At 45.7% G+C, this 20,718-nt stretch carries 19 protein-coding genes; 8 read left to right on the forward strand and 11 right to left on the reverse strand.

Annotated features, from left to right (window positions below):
• Positions 1 to 26: 26 nt before the first annotated feature.
• Positions 27 to 1,505 (forward strand): M16 family metallopeptidase, encoded by a 1,479-nt coding sequence (locus OZ660_RS12555; RefSeq protein ID WP_274741137.1) that lies wholly within the window; start codon positions 27 to 29, stop codon positions 1,503 to 1,505.
• A 2-nt stretch (positions 1,506 to 1,507) separates the two neighbouring features.
• Positions 1,508 to 2,902, forward strand: a complete 1,395-nt coding sequence (locus tag OZ660_RS12560) for a M16 family metallopeptidase (protein WP_274741138.1) — start codon at positions 1,508 to 1,510, stop codon at positions 2,900 to 2,902.
• A gap of 160 nt (positions 2,903 to 3,062) precedes the next feature.
• Here OZ660_RS12560 and OZ660_RS12565 read toward each other — a convergent pair whose 3' ends face one another.
• From OZ660_RS12565 to OZ660_RS12575, 3 genes are all read right to left on the reverse strand, one after another.
• Complete coding sequence (locus OZ660_RS12565; RefSeq protein ID WP_274741139.1) at positions 3,063 to 3,728, reverse strand: DUF1826 domain-containing protein; 666 nt, start codon at positions 3,726 to 3,728, stop codon at positions 3,063 to 3,065.
• A 7-nt stretch (positions 3,729 to 3,735) separates the two neighbouring features.
• Complete coding sequence (zigA, locus tag OZ660_RS12570; RefSeq protein WP_274741140.1) at positions 3,736 to 4,938, reverse strand: zinc metallochaperone GTPase ZigA; 1,203 nt, start codon at positions 4,936 to 4,938, stop codon at positions 3,736 to 3,738.
• Between the two features lie 148 nt (positions 4,939 to 5,086).
• Positions 5,087 to 6,013 carry a GlxA family transcriptional regulator gene (locus tag OZ660_RS12575; protein WP_274741141.1) on the reverse strand — a complete coding sequence of 309 codons (927 nt, stop codon included), beginning with the start codon at positions 6,011 to 6,013 and terminating at the stop codon, positions 5,087 to 5,089.
• Positions 6,014 to 6,149: 136 nt separating this feature from the next.
• On the opposite strand from OZ660_RS12575, the gene OZ660_RS12580 reads away from it, so the two are divergent.
• Positions 6,150 to 6,680, forward strand: coding sequence for a cysteine hydrolase family protein (locus OZ660_RS12580; RefSeq protein ID WP_274741142.1), 531 nt, complete (start codon positions 6,150 to 6,152; stop codon positions 6,678 to 6,680).
• A gap of 65 nt (positions 6,681 to 6,745) precedes the next feature.
• On the opposite strand, the gene OZ660_RS12585 is transcribed toward OZ660_RS12580, so the two are convergent.
• The 4 genes from OZ660_RS12585 to OZ660_RS12600 form a co-directional block, all read right to left on the reverse strand.
• On the reverse strand, positions 6,746 to 8,053 hold the full coding sequence (locus OZ660_RS12585) for a short-chain fatty acid transporter (RefSeq protein WP_274741143.1): 1,308 nt from the start codon (positions 8,051 to 8,053) through the stop codon (positions 6,746 to 6,748).
• Positions 8,054 to 8,169: 116 nt separating this feature from the next.
• Positions 8,170 to 8,484: a YfcL family protein gene (locus tag OZ660_RS12590; protein ID WP_274741144.1), complete on the reverse strand. Its 315-nt coding sequence runs from the start codon at positions 8,482 to 8,484 to the stop codon at positions 8,170 to 8,172.
• A 50-nt stretch (positions 8,485 to 8,534) separates the two neighbouring features.
• Positions 8,535 to 9,665, reverse strand: a complete 1,131-nt coding sequence (locus tag OZ660_RS12595) for an ATP-NAD kinase family protein (protein ID WP_274741145.1) — start codon at positions 9,663 to 9,665, stop codon at positions 8,535 to 8,537.
• Positions 9,662 to 10,231 (reverse strand): elongation factor P hydroxylase, encoded by a 570-nt coding sequence (locus OZ660_RS12600; protein WP_274743455.1) that lies wholly within the window; start codon positions 10,229 to 10,231, stop codon positions 9,662 to 9,664. The genes OZ660_RS12595 and OZ660_RS12600 overlap by 4 nt, the downstream gene beginning before the upstream one ends.
• A 216-nt stretch (positions 10,232 to 10,447) precedes the next feature.
• Here OZ660_RS12600 and OZ660_RS12605 point away from each other — a divergent pair, with 216 nt between their 5' ends.
• Genes OZ660_RS12605 through OZ660_RS12615 form a run of 3 tightly spaced genes read left to right on the forward strand, consistent with a single transcriptional unit; the run spans position 10,448 to position 12,759 of the window.
• Entirely contained in the window at positions 10,448 to 11,161 is a 714-nt protein-coding gene (locus OZ660_RS12605) for an FFLEELY motif protein (RefSeq protein WP_274741146.1), read from the forward strand.
• A gap of 39 nt (positions 11,162 to 11,200) precedes the next feature.
• Positions 11,201 to 11,635, forward strand: coding sequence for an acyl-CoA thioesterase (locus OZ660_RS12610; RefSeq protein WP_274743456.1), 435 nt, complete (start codon positions 11,201 to 11,203; stop codon positions 11,633 to 11,635).
• Positions 11,635 to 12,759 (forward strand): retropepsin-like aspartic protease family protein, encoded by a 1,125-nt coding sequence (locus tag OZ660_RS12615; protein WP_274741147.1) that lies wholly within the window; start codon positions 11,635 to 11,637, stop codon positions 12,757 to 12,759. The genes OZ660_RS12610 and OZ660_RS12615 overlap by 1 nt, the downstream gene beginning before the upstream one ends.
• A gap of 60 nt (positions 12,760 to 12,819) precedes the next feature.
• Here OZ660_RS12615 and OZ660_RS12620 read toward each other — a convergent pair whose 3' ends face one another.
• Together OZ660_RS12620 and OZ660_RS12625 are read right to left on the reverse strand one after the other, a co-directional pair.
• A complete protein-coding gene (locus OZ660_RS12620; protein ID WP_274741148.1) occupies positions 12,820 to 14,862 on the reverse strand; it encodes an NADPH-dependent 2,4-dienoyl-CoA reductase in 2,043 nt (680 codons plus the stop codon).
• Positions 14,863 to 14,940: 78 nt separating this feature from the next.
• Entirely contained in the window at positions 14,941 to 15,780 is an 840-nt protein-coding gene (locus OZ660_RS12625; RefSeq protein WP_274743457.1) for a crotonase/enoyl-CoA hydratase family protein, read from the reverse strand.
• Positions 15,781 to 16,004: 224 nt separating this feature from the next.
• Here OZ660_RS12625 and OZ660_RS12630 point away from each other — a divergent pair, with 224 nt between their 5' ends.
• Entirely contained in the window at positions 16,005 to 16,607 is a 603-nt protein-coding gene (locus tag OZ660_RS12630; RefSeq protein WP_202261910.1) for a TetR/AcrR family transcriptional regulator, read from the forward strand.
• A 27-nt stretch (positions 16,608 to 16,634) separates the two neighbouring features.
• Here OZ660_RS12630 and OZ660_RS12635 read toward each other — a convergent pair whose 3' ends face one another.
• Positions 16,635 to 18,275: a GMC family oxidoreductase gene (locus OZ660_RS12635; RefSeq protein WP_274741149.1), complete on the reverse strand. Its 1,641-nt coding sequence runs from the start codon at positions 18,273 to 18,275 to the stop codon at positions 16,635 to 16,637.
• A gap of 283 nt (positions 18,276 to 18,558) precedes the next feature.
• On the opposite strand from OZ660_RS12635, the gene OZ660_RS12640 reads away from it, so the two are divergent.
• Complete coding sequence (locus tag OZ660_RS12640; protein WP_274741150.1) at positions 18,559 to 19,296, forward strand: DUF1439 domain-containing protein; 738 nt, start codon at positions 18,559 to 18,561, stop codon at positions 19,294 to 19,296.
• Here OZ660_RS12640 and OZ660_RS12645 read toward each other — a convergent pair.
• Entirely contained in the window at positions 19,277 to 20,716 is a 1,440-nt protein-coding gene (locus OZ660_RS12645; RefSeq protein ID WP_274741151.1) for a wax ester/triacylglycerol synthase domain-containing protein, read from the reverse strand. The two genes, OZ660_RS12640 and OZ660_RS12645, sit on opposite strands and share 20 nt — an antisense overlap.
• Between the last annotated feature and the right edge of the window lie 2 nt (positions 20,717 to 20,718).

Raw genomic sequence — 20,718 nt, forward strand, 5'->3', positions numbered from 1 at the left:
CACCTAGATAAAAGAATGAGAGAACGATGAAAAAACTTTCCTTAATTGCGGCAGGTGTTCTGTCGGTATTGTTGAGTGGCTGTGGTCAAGACACGCGCTCACAATCAGAAACCTCGGTCGATCAAACCTCAAAAATAGTTGAGGCTGCAAGTAACGTTGAAATGGACGTTGGCTATAACGTACCCGTCGAATACTTCACGTTAGACAATGGACTTAAGGTCGTTTTATCAAAAGATGACACTGCGCCTGTGGTCACTGTGGCTGTTTATTACAATATTGGCTTTAGAAATGAGCCTAAAGACCGCACAGGCTTTGCCCACCTTTTTGAGCACATGATGTTTCAAGGCTCTGAAAACTTAGGAAAGATGGAATTTATTAAGTTGGTCAATGACAATGGCGGCGTTTTAAACGGCTCGACACGGTTTGATTTCACTAACTACTTTGAAATTATTCCAGCGCATAAATTAGAAACATTTCTTTGGGCCGAAGCCGACAGAATGAAAGGGCTCGCAATAACGCAAGAAAATTTAACAAATCAGCAAGGTGTGGTTAAAAACGAAGTTAAAGTTAACGTGCTTAACCGACCTTACGGTGGTTTCCCATGGCTTGATATGCCTCAATACGCGTTTAACAACTGGTACAATGCGCACAATTTTTACGGCGACCTTGCCGATTTGGACGCAGCAAACCTTGAAGACGTAGACGCGTTTTTTAATATGTACTACGCTCCTAACAATGCGGTATTAGCCGTAGTTGGCGACATTGATGTTGCACAAGCTAAGCAATTGGTCGAAAAATACTTTGCTGCAATACCGTCGACTGAACTAGCCCCTCAACCTGACCTTACCGAACTTCGCCAAGAAAAAGAAAAGGTGTTTAATAAGTTCGACAAGCTTGCACCAAAACCTGCGTATGCTTTTGCTTATAAAATGCCACCGAGAAACACGCCAGAATACTATGCAATGGGCATCATTGACCAAATTTTAGTGCAAGGTGAAGACAGTTTGCTGTATCAAGAACTTGTTAAAAATCAGCAAATCACGGGAAGTGTAAATGGCGGTATCAACTATTTGCTTGGCAACATGTTCAACTATAACGGCCCCATGCTTTGGATGAGTTCGTTTACCCATGACGATACCGTTAGCCGCGATACCATTACTGCAGCCATCGACAAGGTTGTTAACAAACTACAAGAAACGCCACTGAGTGAAGAAGAAATGGAGCGCGCGATTGTAAAGATACGCTCTAGCCTATTTGATGCAGTAGACGGATTTTATGGTTTTGGTCGCGCAGATCTGTTAGCAAGCTTCGCCTTGTTTGATAATGACCCAAGTAAAATCAATGAATTAGAAGCAAACTTTAAGAAAGTAACGCCCGAAATCATAGCTAAAACGGTTAAAGAGTATCTTCGCCCTACGAACCGTACCATTTTAACCGTCACGCCAGGTGAAGACCCTAATACCAAATCTGAAACGACAACTGACGCCGCGGAACAAGGAGAGTAACCATGAAATTTAAGAGAAAACTTCTCGTCACCGCGGTGACAGCATTGTGCACGTTGAGCGCATTTTCAGTTATGGCAAAAGAGACACCGCCTGTAGGTGGGCAGCCCAAAGATTTTGTTGTACCAGAAACCGATACAGTAACACTCGATAATGGTTTAAAAGTTACCTTTATTCCTTATGGTAAAACGCCCAAAGTGACACTGCAGTTACGCACCGGCACGGGCAACATTGACGATGGCGAAAGCATATGGCTTTCAGATATCAGCTATGAAATGCTGCGCCAAGGCACCCATACTTACACAGCAAAACAATTAGCAGAGTCAGTAGCGAGCATGGGGGGTGAAGTAAATACTTCAGTGGGTATGGATTCAAGCTTCATCGGTATGAGTGTACTATCTGAATTTGGTGACGACGCTGTGGCATTAATTGCCGATATGGTGATGAATGCCAAGTTTGAAACCAATGACCTAGAGCGCATTAAAACAGATACTCAGCGACGTCTAACCGTATCACTTTCTAACCCCTCTTCAATTGCAAATGAAGCATTCTACAACTCGGTTTTTGGTAATCACCCATACGGTCGACTTTACCCTACAAGCGAGAGTATTTCTGCACTTACAGCACAAAATACAGCCGATTTCGTTAAGACAAATGTTGTACCTAATCGCAGCCACCTTTATGTGTCAGGCGTGTTTAATAAAAATGAAGTAGCTAAGGCGGTAGAAGCTTCATTTGGTCAATGGGAGAAAGGTGAAACCGTTGAGCGCAAAACGGTGTTAACGCAAACGGGGCCGTCTTTTGAGATACTCGCACGCGAAGGTGCGCCACAGTCAACATTGAGACTTGGTCTAGCAACACTTTCACCCGCACACGATGACTACATGAAAATGAGCCTGATGAATACGTTACTTGGTGGCGCATTTTCAAGCCGTATTACATCAAATATCCGCGAAGATAAAGGTTACACTTACTCTCCTCGTTCTTCGATGGTAGACCGCGTTGGTACGGGGGTTTGGTATGAAGCAGCCGATGTTACGGCAGAGTCAACAGGCGCTGCACTTGACGAGATCATAAAAGAGATCAATTTACTCGCTAACGAAGCACCGACTGCAGAAGAACTTGAGGGGATAAAAAACTACATGGCTGGTATTTTCGTGCTAAGAAATTCGTCACGTACTGCCATCATCTCTCAACTAGCGTTTACAGAGCTACATGGTTTGGACGAAAGCTATTTAGCCGACTATGTGAAAACCATTTACGCTATTACACCAGAAGAGATAAAAGCGGTCACCGCGAAATATCTGGACGTGAATAAAATGCACTTGACCATTGTTGGCGACACTGAAAGCGTGATGCCACAATTAAAAGAGGTTGAGGCACTAAAACCGTTTATGTAATGTAAGACATGCTGACGTTGCAATCGCGACGTCAGCATTAATTCAGCCCATCACTGTAATGGCAGCTGAGTTGCGAGTTACGGTGAAAACCTCATCAAAATCACACTGCAAATGACACTGAAAAATACGCTGAAACTTTCACTGAATATCTCTTCGCAACCTACATAGGATCTAACGTAAGCAATACCCGTTTATCGTCTACTTCAACTGGGCAAGAACGGTGTACCGCAGCAAATTCCTCGTGGCCTTTCCATGCCTTACCTTTAAGCAGCCCTACATCAAATGCGCGCATCTGATGCACATCACTTTCCTTATAATACTGACCCAATCTGTTTTTCTTAAGCGACCCTGAGACACCCACTGAGGCTTGTGAAACTATCACTTCTTGCGGTAGCCACTGTGTGCCCTCACCGAGATAGGTATTCACAAGGCGCACAGGTATGTTGTCTACATGAAAGCTCGGACACATGGCTGCGCTAAGTGGAACAAGCCTCACGCCAACACTATCGCAATCAAACAACGTCGTAAGCATGTCTGAAAGTAGAAAGATGTCATCAATTACTGCTTGTTTGCCGTCGCTATCTGGAAGCAGTGGTGCAAGCTCTTTTTTTAATGATGCCATAGAAAACACGCCACGCACGCCCATACCTAAGGCTTTGAAAGCAGCAGAGAAGTAACCTTGTATTAGCGTATTATTGGGTCTTTTCCACACTACAACGCTCTTTCCAACGTCAAAGATATCGCCCAAAACCAAAGGCTCGCTACCTTCGCACCACGACGCATTGGTTGAGTGAATATCTGTGATATTAAGGGCTTGGGTACTCATGCTCACCTTAATGCCCCCAAGACGGGAATGGATCAGGTAACTCAGCCCACACAGCGTGACCTTGCATTAGCATTTCATCATTTAGTAGACATGCATCTAATCGCGCAATAATGTCATCTTTGTTTAACCCCTGGCCAATAAATACCAGCTCTTGACGCATATCACCAAAAGGCTCCATCCACTGTGCCTCGATGGCTTTTAGGTAATCCGGATCGTCCGGCCATTGTTCTTTGGGAACGGCTTTCCAAAACAAACCTGCTGCGCCACAGCGTGCCATACCGCCCGCTTGGCTCCAACTTCCTGCCAGCTGTGGCCTTGTCGCCAGCCAGAAGAAGCCTTTTGAGCGTATTAATTTGCCAGCGATCTCTTTACTGTGAAGAAAGTCGTAGAACTTTTGAGGGTCGAATGGGCGTCGAGCCTCATAGGTAAAGCTGCTGATACCAAACTCTTCGGTTTCTGGTACATGCTCACCACGCATCTCTTTCAACCAGCCAGCTGATTGTTGCGCTTTCTCAAAACTAAAGCGGCCGGTATTGAGGACTTCATCTAGCGGTACTTGGCCATGTTGAATGGGAATTTGCTTTGCTTCTGTGTTCAGTGTTTGCAAAATGCTTTGCAAACGTTTTAGGTCATTTTCAGTGATGAGATCGGTCTTGCTAATAAGCAAAATATCTGCAAATTCAACTTGCTCTACTAACAAATCGGCGACGCTTCGCTCATCCTCTTCGCCTAAACTTTCTCCCACTTCATCCAATCCTTTGGCTTCGTCATAGTCCTTTAGAAAATTAAGCGCATCGACAACGGTCACCATGGTATCAAGGCGTGAAATCTCCGATAAACTCTTACCGTCTTCGTCTGCGAAGGTAAAGGTTTCTGCAACAGGGAGCGGCTCAGAAATACCCGTAGACTCAATGACTAAGTAATCGTATTTACCTTCATGAGCAAGGCGCTCAATTTCAAGTAAAAGGTCTTCTCGAAGAGTGCAACAAATACAGCCATTACTCATTTCAACAAGCTTCTCTTCTGCACGATTAAAGCTTATTTCGTTTTTGACAGTCGCGGCATCGATATTGATTTCACTCATGTCATTAACAATGACCGCAACGCGCAGCCCTTCCCTGTTATTGAGAATATGATTGAGTACCGTAGTTTTACCTGCGCCTAAAAAACCAGAAAGCACGGTAACAGGTAGCTGATTAAATGTAGACATTTCGCCCTCACAGAAACTTTTCAAAACGCTTTGCGCAAGTCATTTACTAGCTCACGCACTTTGCAGATGTTATATCATAACATTTTTAATGAAAAGCAGTATCTCAGCCATACTTTTTTACTATGGGGCCGCCAAAAAAGAGGCAACTTTACTCCGTTATCGAAAAGCGCTTTCTATATTCAACCGGACTAAGTCCGTATTCGCTTTTGAACACTTTTCTAAATGCATTGACGTTTTGGTAGCCAACGGCGTAGGCGATGTCATTGACACTGAGTTTGGAAATCTCCATATGCTGACATGCATGATGTAGGCGCAGCTTTTGTAAATATTCAATCAGGGTTAAACCTAGGGTCTGCGTAAAACGTCGTTGCAGCGTCCTTACACTTACAAAATGAATATCGGCAATGGCCTTAACCTGTAATGGTGAAGCAAAGTGCTCTGCTAAATAGCGCTGCACCTTTAACACTAATTCGTCTTTATGACTTAAATCAGGCGAAAACTGATGATAATACCCCTGTTCCCGATAACCGGTATCAATAACCATTTCTTTTGACAGATGCGATGCAATAGCCGGGCTAGAGAACTGACTAATCACTTCAAAACCCAAATCTATCCACGCCATGCGCCCGCCAGCCGTAATAACACCGTCATCGCTCGCGACAATCGCATTTGCATCGAGCTTAGCATTTGGAAAGGCGCGGTTAAAATCCTGGGCTATTCTCCAATGCGTTGTGCAAACTTTATTATTAAGAAATCCACCCGTAGCTAGAATAAATGCACCGACACAGGCAGAGGCCAGCGTTGCCCCCTTTTCTTGTTGCAAATGCAAATAATCAATTAAATCACTGAAATCATTGTCGAAGAAGTCTTCACTTGTACTTGGCGGCAATACAATGACATCCGAGGGTTCGGTTTCAGATAATGCGCTTGTGGTTAATACTTTCACATCAAAGCATACGTCTGCGTTTAATTGACGACAAATCGTATTGGCCAGCTCCATCATTTCTAGAAGCCCGAAAACCGCAGCTTTACTGGCGGTAAGGTAATCTATAATTTGTACGGCTACCTGCTTCACAGTTACCTCTCTATTTTTTCCCTGTGCTTCATAACACTTTGTCGCTTATGGCGTGCTTTATGTCATTTTAGCCACTCCTGCTTAGGAGTCAAAACGCGCACAATGCCCATCATCAATCAAGTAAAGAGGCACAATCATGGCTAAACAAGCACTTATCGTTATCGATATCCAAAATGACTATTTCCCAGGTGGTAAATATCCCCTTCATCAGCCCGAAGAGGCAAAGCAAAACACTCTAAGCGCAATGGCGATTGCGACAGAAAAAGGGGTGCCCATTATCCATATTCAGCATGTGGTTCCGGCGGCGGCTGGCGAAGGCTTGTTTTTCTATGAGCATTCACAAGGCGTAGAAATACACAGTGACATTTTTGACGCAGCCCCGCATGCCCCTGTTATCACAAAACAGCACGCAGATTGTTTCGAAAAAACAACGCTGGATGAAGTTTTACAATCGTTAGGCGTAGAAGAAATTTTGCTTGCGGGCATGATGACGCACAATTGTGTTACCCACACGGCGCTTTCTCCGGCGGCACAGCGTTACAACCCCAAGGTTATTGAGCCTTGCACCTGTACTGTAGATCCCATCGCCCACTTACTTGCGCTAGATTCAATGCAGGTGAGAGGCATTGAGATTGTCGACATCGCAACAGCATTTGGTCAAGCCTAGCACTAAGACTAATAACACAATACAGAGTGATGTAAAAAAGACACGCTAGCACGTGTCTTTTTGCGTTACAAAAAGCGCAATACCAAGGCAATGATCACGCCTGTAATCGCTAGCTGTAATAGGCAAAACCCCATGATGTCTTTGGCTTTAAGCCCAGCGATAGCCAAAACAGGCAATGCCCAGAAGGGTTGAATCAAGTTTGTCCATGCGTCTCCCCAGGCGACCGCCATAGCAACGCGAGAAACATCAGCGCCAAGCTCCATGGCCGCAGGCAAAACAACGGGGGCTTGAACTGCCCACTGCCCGCCTCCAGAAGGCACGAAGATATTAACAATGCCTGCACTGATAAAACTCCACACTGGCAAAGAGTCAGCACTTGCCATGCTAATTAACCATTGCGACATTGATTGTGCCAAACCAGATTGCACCATAACCGCCATAATGCCAGCGTAAAACGGAAACTGAATGATAATGCCGCTACCACCTTGTACTGCCTGCTGTAAGCTGTGCAGCAAACTTCTTGGCGTACCGTGTAACACAATAGCCAAAAACAAGAAAAGCATATTGACAATGTTTAAATTTAACCCGCCCTCTTGAATAAAATAACTGACCAAATAGAAAAGCCCCATCGCTCCCACTAACAAAGAAAGCGCTCTACTGGTTTCTAGTTTGTCTGCGGGCCTTTGGTTGGTTGTAACAGGTGCTTGTGTTTCGCTTAGCTTGTCTGTATCAACAAATACACTGTCATGCTCAGTGGGCAGCATTAGCCTATTTACCAGCGGAATAACCACAAACAGAATCGCCAGCAAAGACAGATTAAATGCACTAAAAATCGTATCACTGGTAGAGATAACACCTATTTGAGCTTGGGCAAAATGCCCCTCGGTTGCAATAGTAAGAGGAACAGAACCTGCCAGGCCACCATGCCAAACCACAAACCCAGAATAGGCGCTTGCCACCAGCAAACGGTAGTCAACTCGAGTATTACGCGCTAATGCTTTTGCGAATAATGCCCCCACGACAAGCCCAAAACCCCAGTTTATCCAACTCGCGGTAAGCGACACTATAGTAACAAGCACGATTGCCTTGCCTGGCGTATTGCCCAGCATGGCAAGTCGCGACAGTAGCGCTTTCATCAACGGCGTATTGGCGAGCATAAAGCCTGTGACCAACACAAGCAGCATCTGCATCGAAAAGGTAAGTAGGCCCCAGATGCCACTGCCCCATTGCTCTATAACCGTAACGGGCGATTGCTGCTCAACGATGACTGCAGCGGCGAGTGTGACCAGTGTTAATATGAGAACAAAAATGAAAGGGTCAGGTAGATAGCGCTCAACTAACTTAACAAATGGCTTAGACGCACGATTTAGCATAACTCACTCGCAACATGTTAATAACTTGTTGCATGGTAACGCATTTTTCATGCAAGAGGTACCAACGGCAACGCACTGAAAAAGCGTATGGACGTTGCCGTTTATAATTTAAGGGCCTAGTTAGTAAGAACTTGGTTAGCCCCTTCGAAAAGCCTTCTCCACAGCGCTTTAACTAACTCTGCGTCTTGCGCGTCAAGTTCGTTGTTGTCAAAAGCCCGCTGTAGGCTGCCTGTCATCTTCTCGTTTAGCATCGACAAACTTGCCCCTTCAACCATTTCTAATTGACGCGCCTCAACAGCAAAGTGACCTTGCAAATAGCTGGCGATAAAGAGCTCGTCATCGTTGCCATGGTTAACGACATCGTCAAGTAGTGCTTCAATTTTTGCAATAGCATCAACCACGTCTTGTGGCGCAGCAGCAGGTGGTAACAAGGTTTTCTCCTAACTCTTCTTTTTAAAACAATTCAATAAGGTGATTGTGGCTAAACCGCGTTATAAAGCACTTTGTCTTTGTAACCCGTGATAATGGTGAAGGCTCCGGCAAGGCTTTCATCTAACTGGCCGTCACCGGAATCTAGACGCAAAGGCTTTCCTTGAAGCGCCTGAATTTTTTGTTTGGTGGCAACCACAAGCATGTTTGGTTTGCCAATTTGGCGAATAAATGCGGGGCTTAACTGCTGGTTACCGCGACCGAGCACGTGCCCTTGTCCCCCAATGACCGTCAACACCACTTTTGTTGGATGGCCTTTAGTAATATCAATAAGTGCCTGCGCCGTGACATCACTGGCCACAAGTTCGCCGCCTTTAACAATATCAACACCCAGCAATGTGTTATCAAAGCCAAGGAATTCCATCACAGCGCCAACCGTCGACCCAGACCCCATTACAAAGTAGGTATCAGGCTCGTCATCCATTATTTCGCTAATGTACGCTGCAATATCGTCAAGTACCAAGGCTTCATCTTCTTTGCCGCCCATTTTAACAGCTTGTACATAACTCAGTTCAGCGGGGACGCGCATTTCACCATAGTGTTTTGCAATGACTTTGCCGTTTCTAAATGCGTCTTCATCAATGTCTCTCACCTCAGCATCCATTTCGCTGACCAGTTCACCCGCAATCATTTGACTAACGACCTGCCCAGCCGCAGAGGGAGAAACACAATAAACGCCCGAGTGAATTTTACAGCCGGCTGGCACGCCCAACACGGGTACGTCGTTGCCTACCATACGGCATATATTACGCGCAGTGCCATCGCCGCCCGCAAATAGCAGTAAGTCGACACGAGCCTCAACCATCGCCTTGGCCGCGCGTTCTGAATCTTCCCCTTCAGTTTGCTCCTGCTCTGGCGCGTAAATGACCTCAAACGGAATACCCAACGACTCACAAACACTTGCGCCCATGTCGCCGGCAGCGGTGACAACGGTAAACTGCCCAGACAATGCATCAAGTATGCTTAATGCGCGCGCCATTTTTTCGTTGGCTTTTTTTTCAGCGCCCATCGCTAAGGCTTTTTCTCTTATTTCGGCCCCGTCACTGCCTTTAAGTGCTAGTGCACCGCCAATGCCCGCAAAAGGATTGACAATAATACCTAGTCGAAACAAGGGTTGAGTCATGCAGCATTCCCTCCTACTGGCGTGCTTGTATGTTGATTAGGTGCCGAGTTTTCAGCGTGGTAAGGCGCTTTAGATAAAAATGTTTGTTCTAATGCGCGGATAAAGCGCGCTGCTCGGGGTGGAAACCCTTCGGCTTTATAACGTTGCAACTGCGCAGCCACGTTGCGTGTGAACCCTTCTCTGTCAGGCTCTGCGCCGTTTAAGTTATCGGTGCTGACTTGGAAGGTACGCCCAGCCGCTTCTGTCATAGCCCACTCGATAGCCTGTGGCTTTATTTCCACTTTCTCAAAATCGGCCTGCTGCTGTTCGTCGCGTCCATCAGGACAATACCAATATCCATAGTCTTCTAGCTTACGACGTGCTTCTCCCGCAATACACCAATGCGAAATTTCATGAAGCGCACTTGAGAAAAACCCGTGAGCGAACACAATTTGGTTATAGGCACATGTTTCGTTAGCAGGCAGATAAATAGGTTCGTCGCTTCCCAATACTAAGCGCGTATTAAAGTCTGAAAAAGTATCATTGAATAGCGAAATAAGCGCGGGGACGTCACGGTCTACTTCCATTGGCTCGTTATCAATACCAATGCTATTACTAATGCTGCTTTGCAATGACGAACTACCTATTGGTTCCATATTACGTGGTGTTAACCTTATCAATGAACTGCTTAAGATTGGGCGCGCAGTATACCAGTAAAAGCCAAAGGGATTAAACTTGTCCCTTGAAAGCAAAAGCTGGTTGGGTCAATCTAGGTTTACTCTTTTTCACGTCGGAGCTTATTTTTGGCACAAGAAATCATAAAACACATCCACAGGGTGAATGCACTTCGCGATCTTGCCACTAAGTTAGATGTGATGCACAAGATTCATGAATTACAGCATTGGCAGTGCCAGCGACTGTTGGTGAGCCATGATGATTTAGCCCAACAGCAGCGATATCAAAAAGCCATGGCGTTTTTTGTTGAAGAGTTATATGGGCCAAAAGATTTCAGTCAACGGGATGCTGATCTAGTGCGTGTTATCCCCAAATTAGCCAAAGTATTACCCGACAAAGCTATGAACGCCATGGACGATGCGCTGTCGTTAAATGCCCTGTCGTTCGACCTTGATATGGCAATGGCGCAATATCTCAATGCACATTTTGCAAAACAACCAATAAATAGACACAGCTACGCCGAAGCGTATCGCCATGTGGGCAGACGCGATGACCGACAACATCAAATTGAAATTATCTCACATCTTGGTGATCAACTCGCCGATGTCATCAAGATTCGAGGGATTGGTATGCTGATTTCGCTATCTCGCCGACCGGCAAAACTGGCAGGCCTGTTAGCGCTTCACGAGTTTCTCGAAAGAGGGTTTAATGCGTTTAAAGCCATTGGCGATGTGCAGAGTTTTATTCAACCTGTGCTTGAACGTGAAAGCGCGCTAATGCACCGCTTGTTTGATGACACAATAACGCTGCCGGATGACAATCCGCTGCCTGACGTTTTATAACCTTAAGGAATCACATTGACCGACCTAGCGTTACCTTGGATGCATGATGCGCCATTTATTGAGCAGTGGCATATAGATGAGACCCATATTGATCACTATCAGCACGTGAATAATGTGGCCTATTTAACGCAACTTGAAAAACTCGCGTGGGCTCATTCAAACGCACTCGGCCTTCATTTTTCAGACTACCAATCACTTAATCGCGGCATGGTGATTAAGCGCCACGAACTGAATTATCACTTGCCCACCCATTTAGGCGATAGCTTATATTGTGCAACGTGGATTGTGCACTGTGATTCAAAACTAACCCTTAAACGGCAGTTTCAATTTATTTGCCCCAAGCGTATGAAAACCGTGTTTGACGCGGTTACTACATTTGTATGTGTAAGTTTGGATACGGGCGCCCCCAAGCGTATGCCTGCACAATTTACAGAGGCCTATGGCAAGGCTTGTATCCATGCGGAGCAGCCTTAATGAGGACCACGCTGGCAGTGCTACTTATCGGTCTTTTGGTGCTATCACTTGGGCTTAACGTTTATTTATGGTTGGCATTAAATCAAAGTGACAGTATCTCGCGTTTACCCACCTCAAAGCATACCAAAAATAGCACCGCTCCGGCGATACCTCGAGAAGTAAACAACAATAGTGGTGAAACGAGTTGGCAAACAGACGTAGCCACAACGACAAGACAAATGAATGAAAAGCAATGGATGCTAACGCTGCTCAATAACGGCGACTACGAACAGTTGTCTCAATACTTAACAGAACAGCTAAAAGCCTACCCTTTTGACGAATCGCTATTGCTAATGGAAGCTGAGCTTATCAAGCTCACCAAACCGCTACCGACGGCATTGGTTCACTACTACGACCTACTGGAGCTTCCCCTTTCACCTGAATCTCAAGAAGACATAAGATCAAAAGTGACACAGCTGTACCAACAAGCCCAAGCGCAGTTAAGTAAAGAAGCCCAGTGGGAGCTTGTGGCCATGCTCAATGAGCCTTTGTTCCAACGTTTACCTGATGTCCGTCTTTTTGCGCTTAATCTGGCCGAGGCTTACGCTCATCAACAAAAACTTACGCTGATGGAAGACGCGCTTGCTGCGTTACCTAGCTTTGACGCTCAAGCAGAGGCCATTCGAGATTTAGCCTATGCCACCAATAATCAAGAGCCTGAACAAGCGTCGTCTTTTGAAACGCCACCCATGCAAGGTAGTGAAAAACGCATTGCACTTAATCGCGTAGGTGACCAGTACCGTGTTCAGGCAAAAGCGCTGAATCAGAAAGCGGTGATGATTTTAGATACAGGCGCTACGACAACCGCAATTTCGTCAAGGTTGTACGCGCGACTAGGCCGTACGCGCAGGCTTACCTTTCTAGGTAATTTTAATGTTGGAACGGCATCAGGCACCATTGAAGCCCCCTTAGTGCAAATACCGCGTTTTTACTTTGCAGGTTATGAATTTGAAAACGTTTCAGCCATTGTTTTACCAGAAGCGGCATTACCTGACACCGATGGTTTACTAGGAATGAATGTATTGGGCGAATTCGACTTTTCCATTAGGCCACAATCGAGTGAACTTTGGCTGTCGAAAAGATAAAAAAAAGCGCTTCATAACGAAGCGCTTTTTACTTTTGTACTTTTTAGATTACTTTACACGTTAGACTTCAGCACATACGCGCGTGCCTTGATCGATAGCGCGCTTAGCATCAAGCTCTAGTGCTTCGTCAGCCCCACCTATCAAGTGATATGGCATGTTAAGGCCTTCGACAATGTCTCGCATTGGCTCTTGACCCGCGCAAATTATAATGTTGTCTACCGGCAACACTTGGCTATTGCCCTCTACCGTAATATGTAAGCCTTCATCATCAATCTTGTCGTAAGACACGCCTGGGATCATAGTAACGCCTTTCGCCAATAACCCTGCGCGGTGCGCCCATCCGGTTGTTTTACCAAGCCCAGCGCCTACTTTTGAAGATTTACGCTGTAACAAGAAAATCTCTCGTGGCGATGGTTCTGGCTGCGGTTTAACACCTTCAATTCCCGCGCGAGCAGAGAATGTCATATCAATACCCCACTCTTTCATAAACGCAGGAATATCTTGGCTTGGCGTTTCTTTTCCGTGAGATAAATACTCAGCGGTATCAAACCCTATGCCACCAGCGCCAATAATAGCTACTTTGTTGCCTACCGGCTTTTTGTCTTTTAATACATCAAGGTAAGTCAGTACTTTTTCGTGCTCGATACCTTCGATAGCAGGCGTACGTGGTTTAATGCCTGTTGCAACCATAACCTCGTCAAACCCTTCATCATTTAGCGCAGCGGCATCGACATAGGTATTAAGCTTAAGCGTAATATTTTTGTGAAGCTCTATCTGACGGGCAAAATAACGCAGCGTCTCATAAAACTCTTCTTTACCTGGAATTTGTTTAGCCACATTAAATTGGCCACCAATTTCACTGGCTGCATCATAAACAACAACGTCATGGCCTCGCTGTGCTGAAGTCACTGCTGCGGCTAGTCCAGCAGGTCCTGCACCGACAACCGCAACACGCTTTTTCGTTTCAGCAGGCTTAATGTTAATTTCTAACTCATGACAGGCGCGAGGATTAACCAAACAGCTTGTCATTTTGCCGTTAAATACGTGGTCTAAGCAGGCTTGGTTACAACCAATACACGTGTTAATTTCATCTGCTTTGTTTTGCTGCGCTTTGCGCACAAACTCTGGGTCTGCCAAGAAAGGGCGCGCCATTGAAACCATATCTGCATCACCGCGGGCAAGTACTTCTTCAGCCACCTCTGGCGTGTTAATACGATTAGACGTAATTACGGGGATAGACAGTGCTTCTCTAAATTTCGCCGTTACCCATGTAAAGGCCGCGCGAGGCACCTTGGTCGCAATAGTAGGAATTCGCGCTTCATGCCAACCAATACCCGTGTTGATAATAGTTGCACCCGCTTGCTCAATCTCTTTACCTAACTGAACCACTTCTTCATAGGTTGAGCCACCTTCTACCAAGTCCAGCATAGATAGACGATAAATAATGATAAAGTTTTTACCTACTGCTTCGCGTACACGGCGAACCACTTCGATAGGCAGTCGAATACGGTTTTCATATTCGCCACCCCATTCATCATCACGGTGGTTGGTGCGCTTAGCAATAAACTGGTTTAGGAAGTACCCTTCTGAGCCCATGATCTCCACGCCGTCGTAACCCGCGCGCTGCGCTTGAGTCGCTGCAGTAATGAAATCTTTTATTTGCTTTTCAATCTCGTCCGCTTCAAGTGCTTTAGGCTTAAATGGATTTATCGGCGCTTGCACTGCTGATGGTGCAACCAGTTTTGGGCTGTACGCATAACGACCGGTATGCAGTATTTGCATGCAAATTTTGCCGCCAGCAATATGCACGGCGTCGGTCACCTCTTTATGATTTTTTACTGCTTCGTCGGTGTCTAATCGAAATGTAGAAGGATGCGTAGCGCCTTCTTCATTTGGGCCGATACCACCAGTAACGATAAGGCCTACACCACCTCTGGCACGTTCACCATAAAATGCCGCCATTCGCTTATGGCCGTCTGGCAATTCTTCTAAGCCTGTGTGCATAGAGCCCATTAACACGCGATTTTTTAGCGTCGTAAAACCAAGATCGAGTGGACGAAATAAATGCGGATAAACAGAGTGGTCAGTAACGGTCTGGTTCATGAGAAATACCTGATAATTTTATAACGTTGTATTTTTAAAATTGATGTCGCTTTAACGCGACGACGTTAATATTTATTGTTATGAATTCATTTTCTTTACCGCGCCATGTAGCGGCGGGTAGTCGGGTAGCACTTTTGTCTTTTGTGCTTCCATGGCCTTAAATACGTCTTCCATTTGAAACATACCCGCTTGCCATGTCGCCATGTAATTGAGACTTTCCGCCACGGTGTGCTCTACCGCGTAGTTAATCATGGTTTTGGTACCCGATACGGCGAGTGGCGAATTTGCCGCTATTTGCTTAGCAATGGTCATGACTTCTTCAAGCATGCTAGCTTGGTCGTCAAAGACGCGATTAACAAAACCCAGTTGCTGCGCTTCCTGCGCACCAAAGTTGCGCCCGGTGTACGCTAATTCTTTTACGATGCCGATTGGAATAAGCTTTGGAAGGCGTTGTAACGTCCCTACATCCGCGGTCATACCGAGCTGAGTCTCTTTGATTGTAAAGAACGCATCATTAGTGCAGTAGCGCATATCGCAAGCGCTCAGTAAATCTACCGCACCGCCAATTGCACCACCTTGTACAGCACCGATAACGGGCATACGCGCTTGCTCTATGGCAGTAAAGCTATCTTGAAGCAGCATAACCATGCGGCGCATGCGCTCCGCGCGACGTGAGGGATCGCCTTTGAAGTCCTCTTTCATATTCAAAAAGACAGATAAATCCATACCCGCCGAGAAATGCTTTCCTGTAGAGGAAATCACAATAACTCTTGCCTCGGCGGCTTCGTCAATGGCACGCACCGCAGCTGGTAATTCGGTCCAAAAAGCAGGGGTCATACTGTTCATCGCATCTGGGCGGTTTAACACAATATGGGCAATATGACCTTCGGTTTTAATCTCTAACGTAGAGTAATTCATGGTTTGCGCTGTCTCCATGGCGAATTCCTATTAACAATTTTGCAAACTAGACAGCGTCAAGATAAAAGGCTATGTTGACAGTGTCAAGATAAAAAGTAAGGTATAGGACTGCGGTGTATTGACCTTGTGCTTTTTAAAAGGCATTGTCCGTGCACCTAGGGTAGTCTCAACACTGCCTGTGGACTCAATAGTGTAGTCAATGTTTTCGGAATTCGTGTTTACTTATGGCATCAGCAGTACAAACTTATCACCACGGTGATTTGCGCAGCACCCTTCTAGAGGTTGCAACAAAGCGCCTTGCACACCAAGGCGTAGACAGTCTTTCATTAAGAAAGCTTGCTGAAGATGCAGGCGTTTCACGCACGGCGCCTTATCATCACTTTAAAGACAAAAGTGCTTTGCTAAGCGCAATAGCCGCCAAAGGCTTTAGTGATTGGCATAACGCTGCAAAACGCATTTTTGAACAAGAAGACAAAACACCACAGGCGCGTTTTAGAGAGTTTGTACACGAATATGTCGGGTATGCGGCAGATAATCCTGAAATGTACGAATTGATGTTTGGTCGCACCATCTGGCGCAACAACGCTGCGACAGATGATTTAAAAGAGGTGGCTTTTCCGTGCTTTCAATTCCAGGTCACCATGACACGCTACTGGCAAGAAAAAGGCTTGTTACCAGATAATAAAGATGCCTTGCGATTGGCCCAGGTAACCTGGGGCACGTTACACGGTATTGCGCGACTTCTTATAGATGGTATTTACGCCGACAACAGTCACATTGAAGAAATGTGTGACTGTGCCGCCGATCTGTTTATGCAAAAACCCTAGCGCTTTTTGCAGTGAGTTTTTCACACCTTAGCTTGCGATGGGTATTGGTTGCCCTTCGTGTGCCGCTTTAATAAATTCAGCGGCGCGCTCAGCAATCATGATGGTAGGCGCGTTGGTGTTGCCACCAATCAAGCTTGGCATGACAGAGGCATCCACTACACGAAGCCCTTTTACGCCTCGCACATTTAATTGATTATCCACAACCGCCATTGGATCATCACTGCTGCCCATTTTGCATGTGCCTATGGGGTGATAAATCGTCTCTGCACGCTCTCGCAAAAAGTCGAGAATCTCTTCATCGGTTTGCGCGTCTTCACCGGGATACAGTTCACTGCCACCAAATTTCTCAAAATCTGGCGCTGAAAGTAACTTTCGGGCAATTCTCACACCTTCAATCATTACCTGCTGATCTTCCTCAGCAGAAAGGTAATTAGGGTCAATCAAAGCTTGATCTGCAGGATGGTTACTCTGCAGCGAAATTGTGCCGCGACTTTTGGGGTACAAGCAGCACACGTGTAACCCGTATCCATACCCAAAGGCCAGTTGTCGCCCGTGATCATTTAAAATAGCGGGCAAGAAATGGAACTGAATATCTGGTCCCTGTGTTGCAAGACTAGAACTCACAAACCCGCCAGACTCGGCAATGTTTGACGAGAATATACCTTTGCGCTTAAAGGCATAATCAGCCGTAGCCTTAACATAAGACGGTAGTGCACCCGCTGCAACTGCGTACCCTTCGCGGGCTTTACAGGTGTATTGGACAATCGCGTCTAGATGGTCTTGTAAGTTTTGGCCTACGCCCGGCAAATCTTGTTGTACAAAGATCCCCTTTTCTTCTAATTCGGCACGTGGACCAATGCCAGATAGCATTAAAAGTTGCGGTGAATTGATAGCGCCTCCGCACAATATCACTTCGCTTTTGGCAAAATAGCGGTTAACAGCGCCTTTTTCTCTTACCTGAACACCAATTGCCCTACCTTCTTTCAGCAGAACTTTTTCAGCGGCTACCTTGGTAAGTACCGTTAAGTTGTTGCGATGTTTAGCTTGGGTCAAATACCCTTTTGCAGTTGAACAACGCTGACCGTTAACCTGAGTTACGTGGTAATAGCCCAGCCCTTCCCGGTCATCTCTGTTGAAATCATCAAGTTGTCGGTACCCTGCAAACGACGCTGAATTCACAAAGGCATCTGACAGCACACTGGTATGGCGTAATTTGCTGACATTTAAAGGGCCACCTGTACCATGATATTCATCAGCGCCTTCTTCGAAATTTTCAGCACGCTTAAAGTACGGCAAGACTTCATCAAATGACCATCCCGTCGCCCCTTCTTCATTTGCCCATCGGTCATAGTCTTCTTTTTGACCCCGTATGTAACACATAGCGTTAACGGAACTACTACCGCCAAGGGTTTTTCCACGCGGCCAGAACAGCTCACGGTCATACATCTCTTTTTGTGGTGCGGTATGATAACCCCACCCAATACCTTCAAAGCGGCTTAGCAATGATAGGCCAAAGGGAATATGAATAAACGGGTTGGTGTCTTTTGAACCAGCCTCAAGAAGCAGAATATCTAGCGCTGGATTCTCAGATAGTCGCGTGGCAAGTACTGCGCCAGCTGAGCCGCCGCCTACGATGATGTAATCGTATTTATTTAGTACTTCACTCATTACGCTTACTCCTTGCCACTAAATAGTAGTGATATACTTAGGGCATCAACTTGTTAATAAAATGTTGTGGTACGACCAGATTACCAAATAACACTACAGCGAGAAAAGTTTTATATTGTAAGTTTTAAAAAATCTAATAATCTTGGTAATTTAGAAGCTATACGTTCAAAAAAATGAACTATTAAGTATACGTGCTCTTATGTAGCTCTTATGTAGTACATTGGTAACGTTTCAACTTACCATCTTATATACAACCTCGTGACGGACAGCGGTCAAAATAACTATGATAACAACGCAATTAACGCTTAAAGACCGCATAACACTCTTTATCGCCACATGGTTGGTAAAATTTGGAAAACTCAATCACGACGACTTTACCCGACCTGAGCTTCAAGCACTCATCGAAGATGCCTTTCCTTACCAATTCACTTTCGATATTCCAGTTGGCGTAGGTACAGTAAATGTACTTGAAGGCAAAGTGACTCTGGATAACGCCGCCAATCGCGTTGGGTTGCAATGCTTAGCTGCCGTTCATATTGAAGTGGCTGCAAGCACTATTTATCGCGCCCACATTGTATTTGCATTAAGTGCTACTCCGCACTACGACGCTAATGCTGAAACCCTGTACCTCACCAATTTAACCACGGACACGCTCACGTTAATTAACGACGACTATGCGTTTATTCGTGATACGCAATTTCTGTTATCTAAGTTTTTTCCAAAAAGCTTAAACTCGCTGTTGGGCAAACCTTTGCGCTCTGCCCTTTCGTTGTTTACGGCAGGCACGTCAGATATGGCTTCAGAGTATTTAAAGCTTTATCTTTCAGGGTCAAAACAAGCAATTCTTGATTACCACAAACCACAAATAGATAACGCCATTACACGACAGCTCACTCAAGACGATTTAAGCCACCGTATGCGAGATACCCAATGGCGAGAAGTCTTGTTTGCGCGCCTGGGTAAAAACGTGCGCGTTGAAGATAACGTGCTTCGTTTTTACCTTAATGATCACTCACAATAGATACCGGCATCACCTCTACTTGCTCACCAATGTCCTCTATATTTAATCGAGGATCATCAACACTAGCTTCAAGCATATCGAATGCTTCACTAACGTATTTGGCTAGAGGCTGCAAAGACTCAATATTCTTATTACAACACACTAAACCTACATTAGCCGTGCCAGCATAGGTCATAAGGGTAATGTTAACACCGCCTCCGGGCGTCATCGTTGAAATGGGATAACATGCAAGTAACTCTGCATCTTTTAAGTAACGGGTGTCTTTAGGCCCTGGTACATTAGATATCAGAATATTGGCGATAGGCTTAACCACACTTGATAGCCTAAGCCACTCAAATACAAGGGCCAATGACTGAATGGCAATAGTATAGCCACTAAACGCAGCAGGCCTTGCGTGTTGCGCTGCGTGTTTCACTATACGGTGATTTACCACTATTTGTCGCAAACGCAGATACGGGTCGGTTTCGCCATGGGCTAACTGCACAGGCACAATGGCAATTTTATTGCCTGTGGTTTTCTCGCCAGGTTTTCTTAAGTTAATAGGCATGTTGGTAAATAGGGCTTTTTTGAACACTTGTCCATGGTCTTGCAACAACTTGTGCACCCCAATATCAAACGCGCAAAGCAGCACTTCGTTGGCAGTTGAGCGCGTACGACGGGCTAACTGTTTTACGCGAGTAAAGTCTAAGTCCATAGTAGCGACAGCCCTGCCCGCTTTAACTTGACCCGTGAGCACCGTTTTCGTGCCGGTAAAGGGAATAGGCATATAGTGAGGGTTAACTCTTAGAAGTTTCATGAATATGCGCAAAAAGATAATACACAAATCAAGCACGGTTTTTAGCGCATATCCCACGCCCACCAAACGTTTATAAAAGCTGACTGGGTCGCGCTTTTTATGCCTTAGGCGTTTAACGGCCCATACAGGCGTAAACTTGGTGTCGTGAGAATGTGGCACATAGCCTGATTGAAACCACCGCACTAAGGTCGCACCATCGCCATACATATGATGAACCCGCGCATAAATGGCAAATGTGTCGCTGTTTTCGTCGAAGATAAAGTGGTACTGCCAGAGCGGCTTGTCAGGGTCAAGGCGTGAAGCGTGCAAACGTGCAACGAACGCATCTAATGCCTCGCGGTTTGTCACATCAGCCACCTTATGTATCTGAACATGGTAGTCCATGTTCAATTTTTTTACCGGAACGAAGCCTACTGGATAACCGAGAACCGTTTTTACCGCGCAGTTAAACGGTGAAGTCGCCCGAGCAAATCCGCGAATCTCCTGAAAGAGTTCAGGTACGTATTCAGTGCTTTTGGCCCCTTTCGGCATGGCAAGTAGCTGCAAACATGCAACGTGTTTTGGATTCTCATCAGACTCGGTTATCCAAAAGGACTTATCTAAGAAACTGAGCGTTTTTGCCATCA

This window comes from Alteromonas sp. 009811495 (assembly GCF_028865455.1).
In the GTDB taxonomy this organism is placed as follows: Bacteria; Pseudomonadota; Gammaproteobacteria; order Enterobacterales; family Alteromonadaceae; genus Alteromonas.

Coding starts and splice junctions, on each gene's coding strand:
- OZ660_RS12555 (WP_274741137.1), top strand. CDS start 27: ATGAAAAAACTTTCCTTAATTGCGGCAGGTGTTCTGTCGGTATTGTTG.
- OZ660_RS12560 (WP_274741138.1), top strand. CDS start 1,508: ATGAAATTTAAGAGAAAACTTCTCGTCACCGCGGTGACAGCATTGTGC.
- OZ660_RS12565 (WP_274741139.1), bottom strand. CDS start 3,728: ATGAGTACCCAAGCCCTTAATATCACAGATATTCACTCAACCAATGCG.
- zigA (WP_274741140.1), bottom strand. CDS start 4,938: ATGTCTACATTTAATCAGCTACCTGTTACCGTGCTTTCTGGTTTTTTA.
- OZ660_RS12580 (WP_274741142.1), top strand. CDS start 6,150: ATGGCTAAACAAGCACTTATCGTTATCGATATCCAAAATGACTATTTC.
- OZ660_RS12585 (WP_274741143.1), bottom strand. CDS start 8,053: ATGCTAAATCGTGCGTCTAAGCCATTTGTTAAGTTAGTTGAGCGCTAT.
- OZ660_RS12595 (WP_274741145.1), bottom strand. CDS start 9,665: ATGACTCAACCCTTGTTTCGACTAGGTATTATTGTCAATCCTTTTGCG.
- OZ660_RS12600 (WP_274743455.1), bottom strand. CDS start 10,231: ATGGAAGTAGACCGTGACGTCCCCGCGCTTATTTCGCTATTCAATGAT.
- OZ660_RS12610 (WP_274743456.1), top strand. CDS start 11,201: ATGCATGATGCGCCATTTATTGAGCAGTGGCATATAGATGAGACCCAT.
- OZ660_RS12615 (WP_274741147.1), top strand. CDS start 11,635: ATGAGGACCACGCTGGCAGTGCTACTTATCGGTCTTTTGGTGCTATCA.
- OZ660_RS12620 (WP_274741148.1), bottom strand. CDS start 14,862: ATGAACCAGACCGTTACTGACCACTCTGTTTATCCGCATTTATTTCGT.
- OZ660_RS12625 (WP_274743457.1), bottom strand. CDS start 15,780: ATGAATTACTCTACGTTAGAGATTAAAACCGAAGGTCATATTGCCCAT.
- OZ660_RS12630 (WP_202261910.1), top strand. CDS start 16,005: ATGGCATCAGCAGTACAAACTTATCACCACGGTGATTTGCGCAGCACC.
- OZ660_RS12635 (WP_274741149.1), bottom strand. CDS start 18,275: ATGAGTGAAGTACTAAATAAATACGATTACATCATCGTAGGCGGCGGC.
- OZ660_RS12640 (WP_274741150.1), top strand. CDS start 18,559: ATGATAACAACGCAATTAACGCTTAAAGACCGCATAACACTCTTTATC.
- OZ660_RS12645 (WP_274741151.1), bottom strand. CDS start 20,716: ATGGCAAAAACGCTCAGTTTCTTAGATAAGTCCTTTTGGATAACCGAG.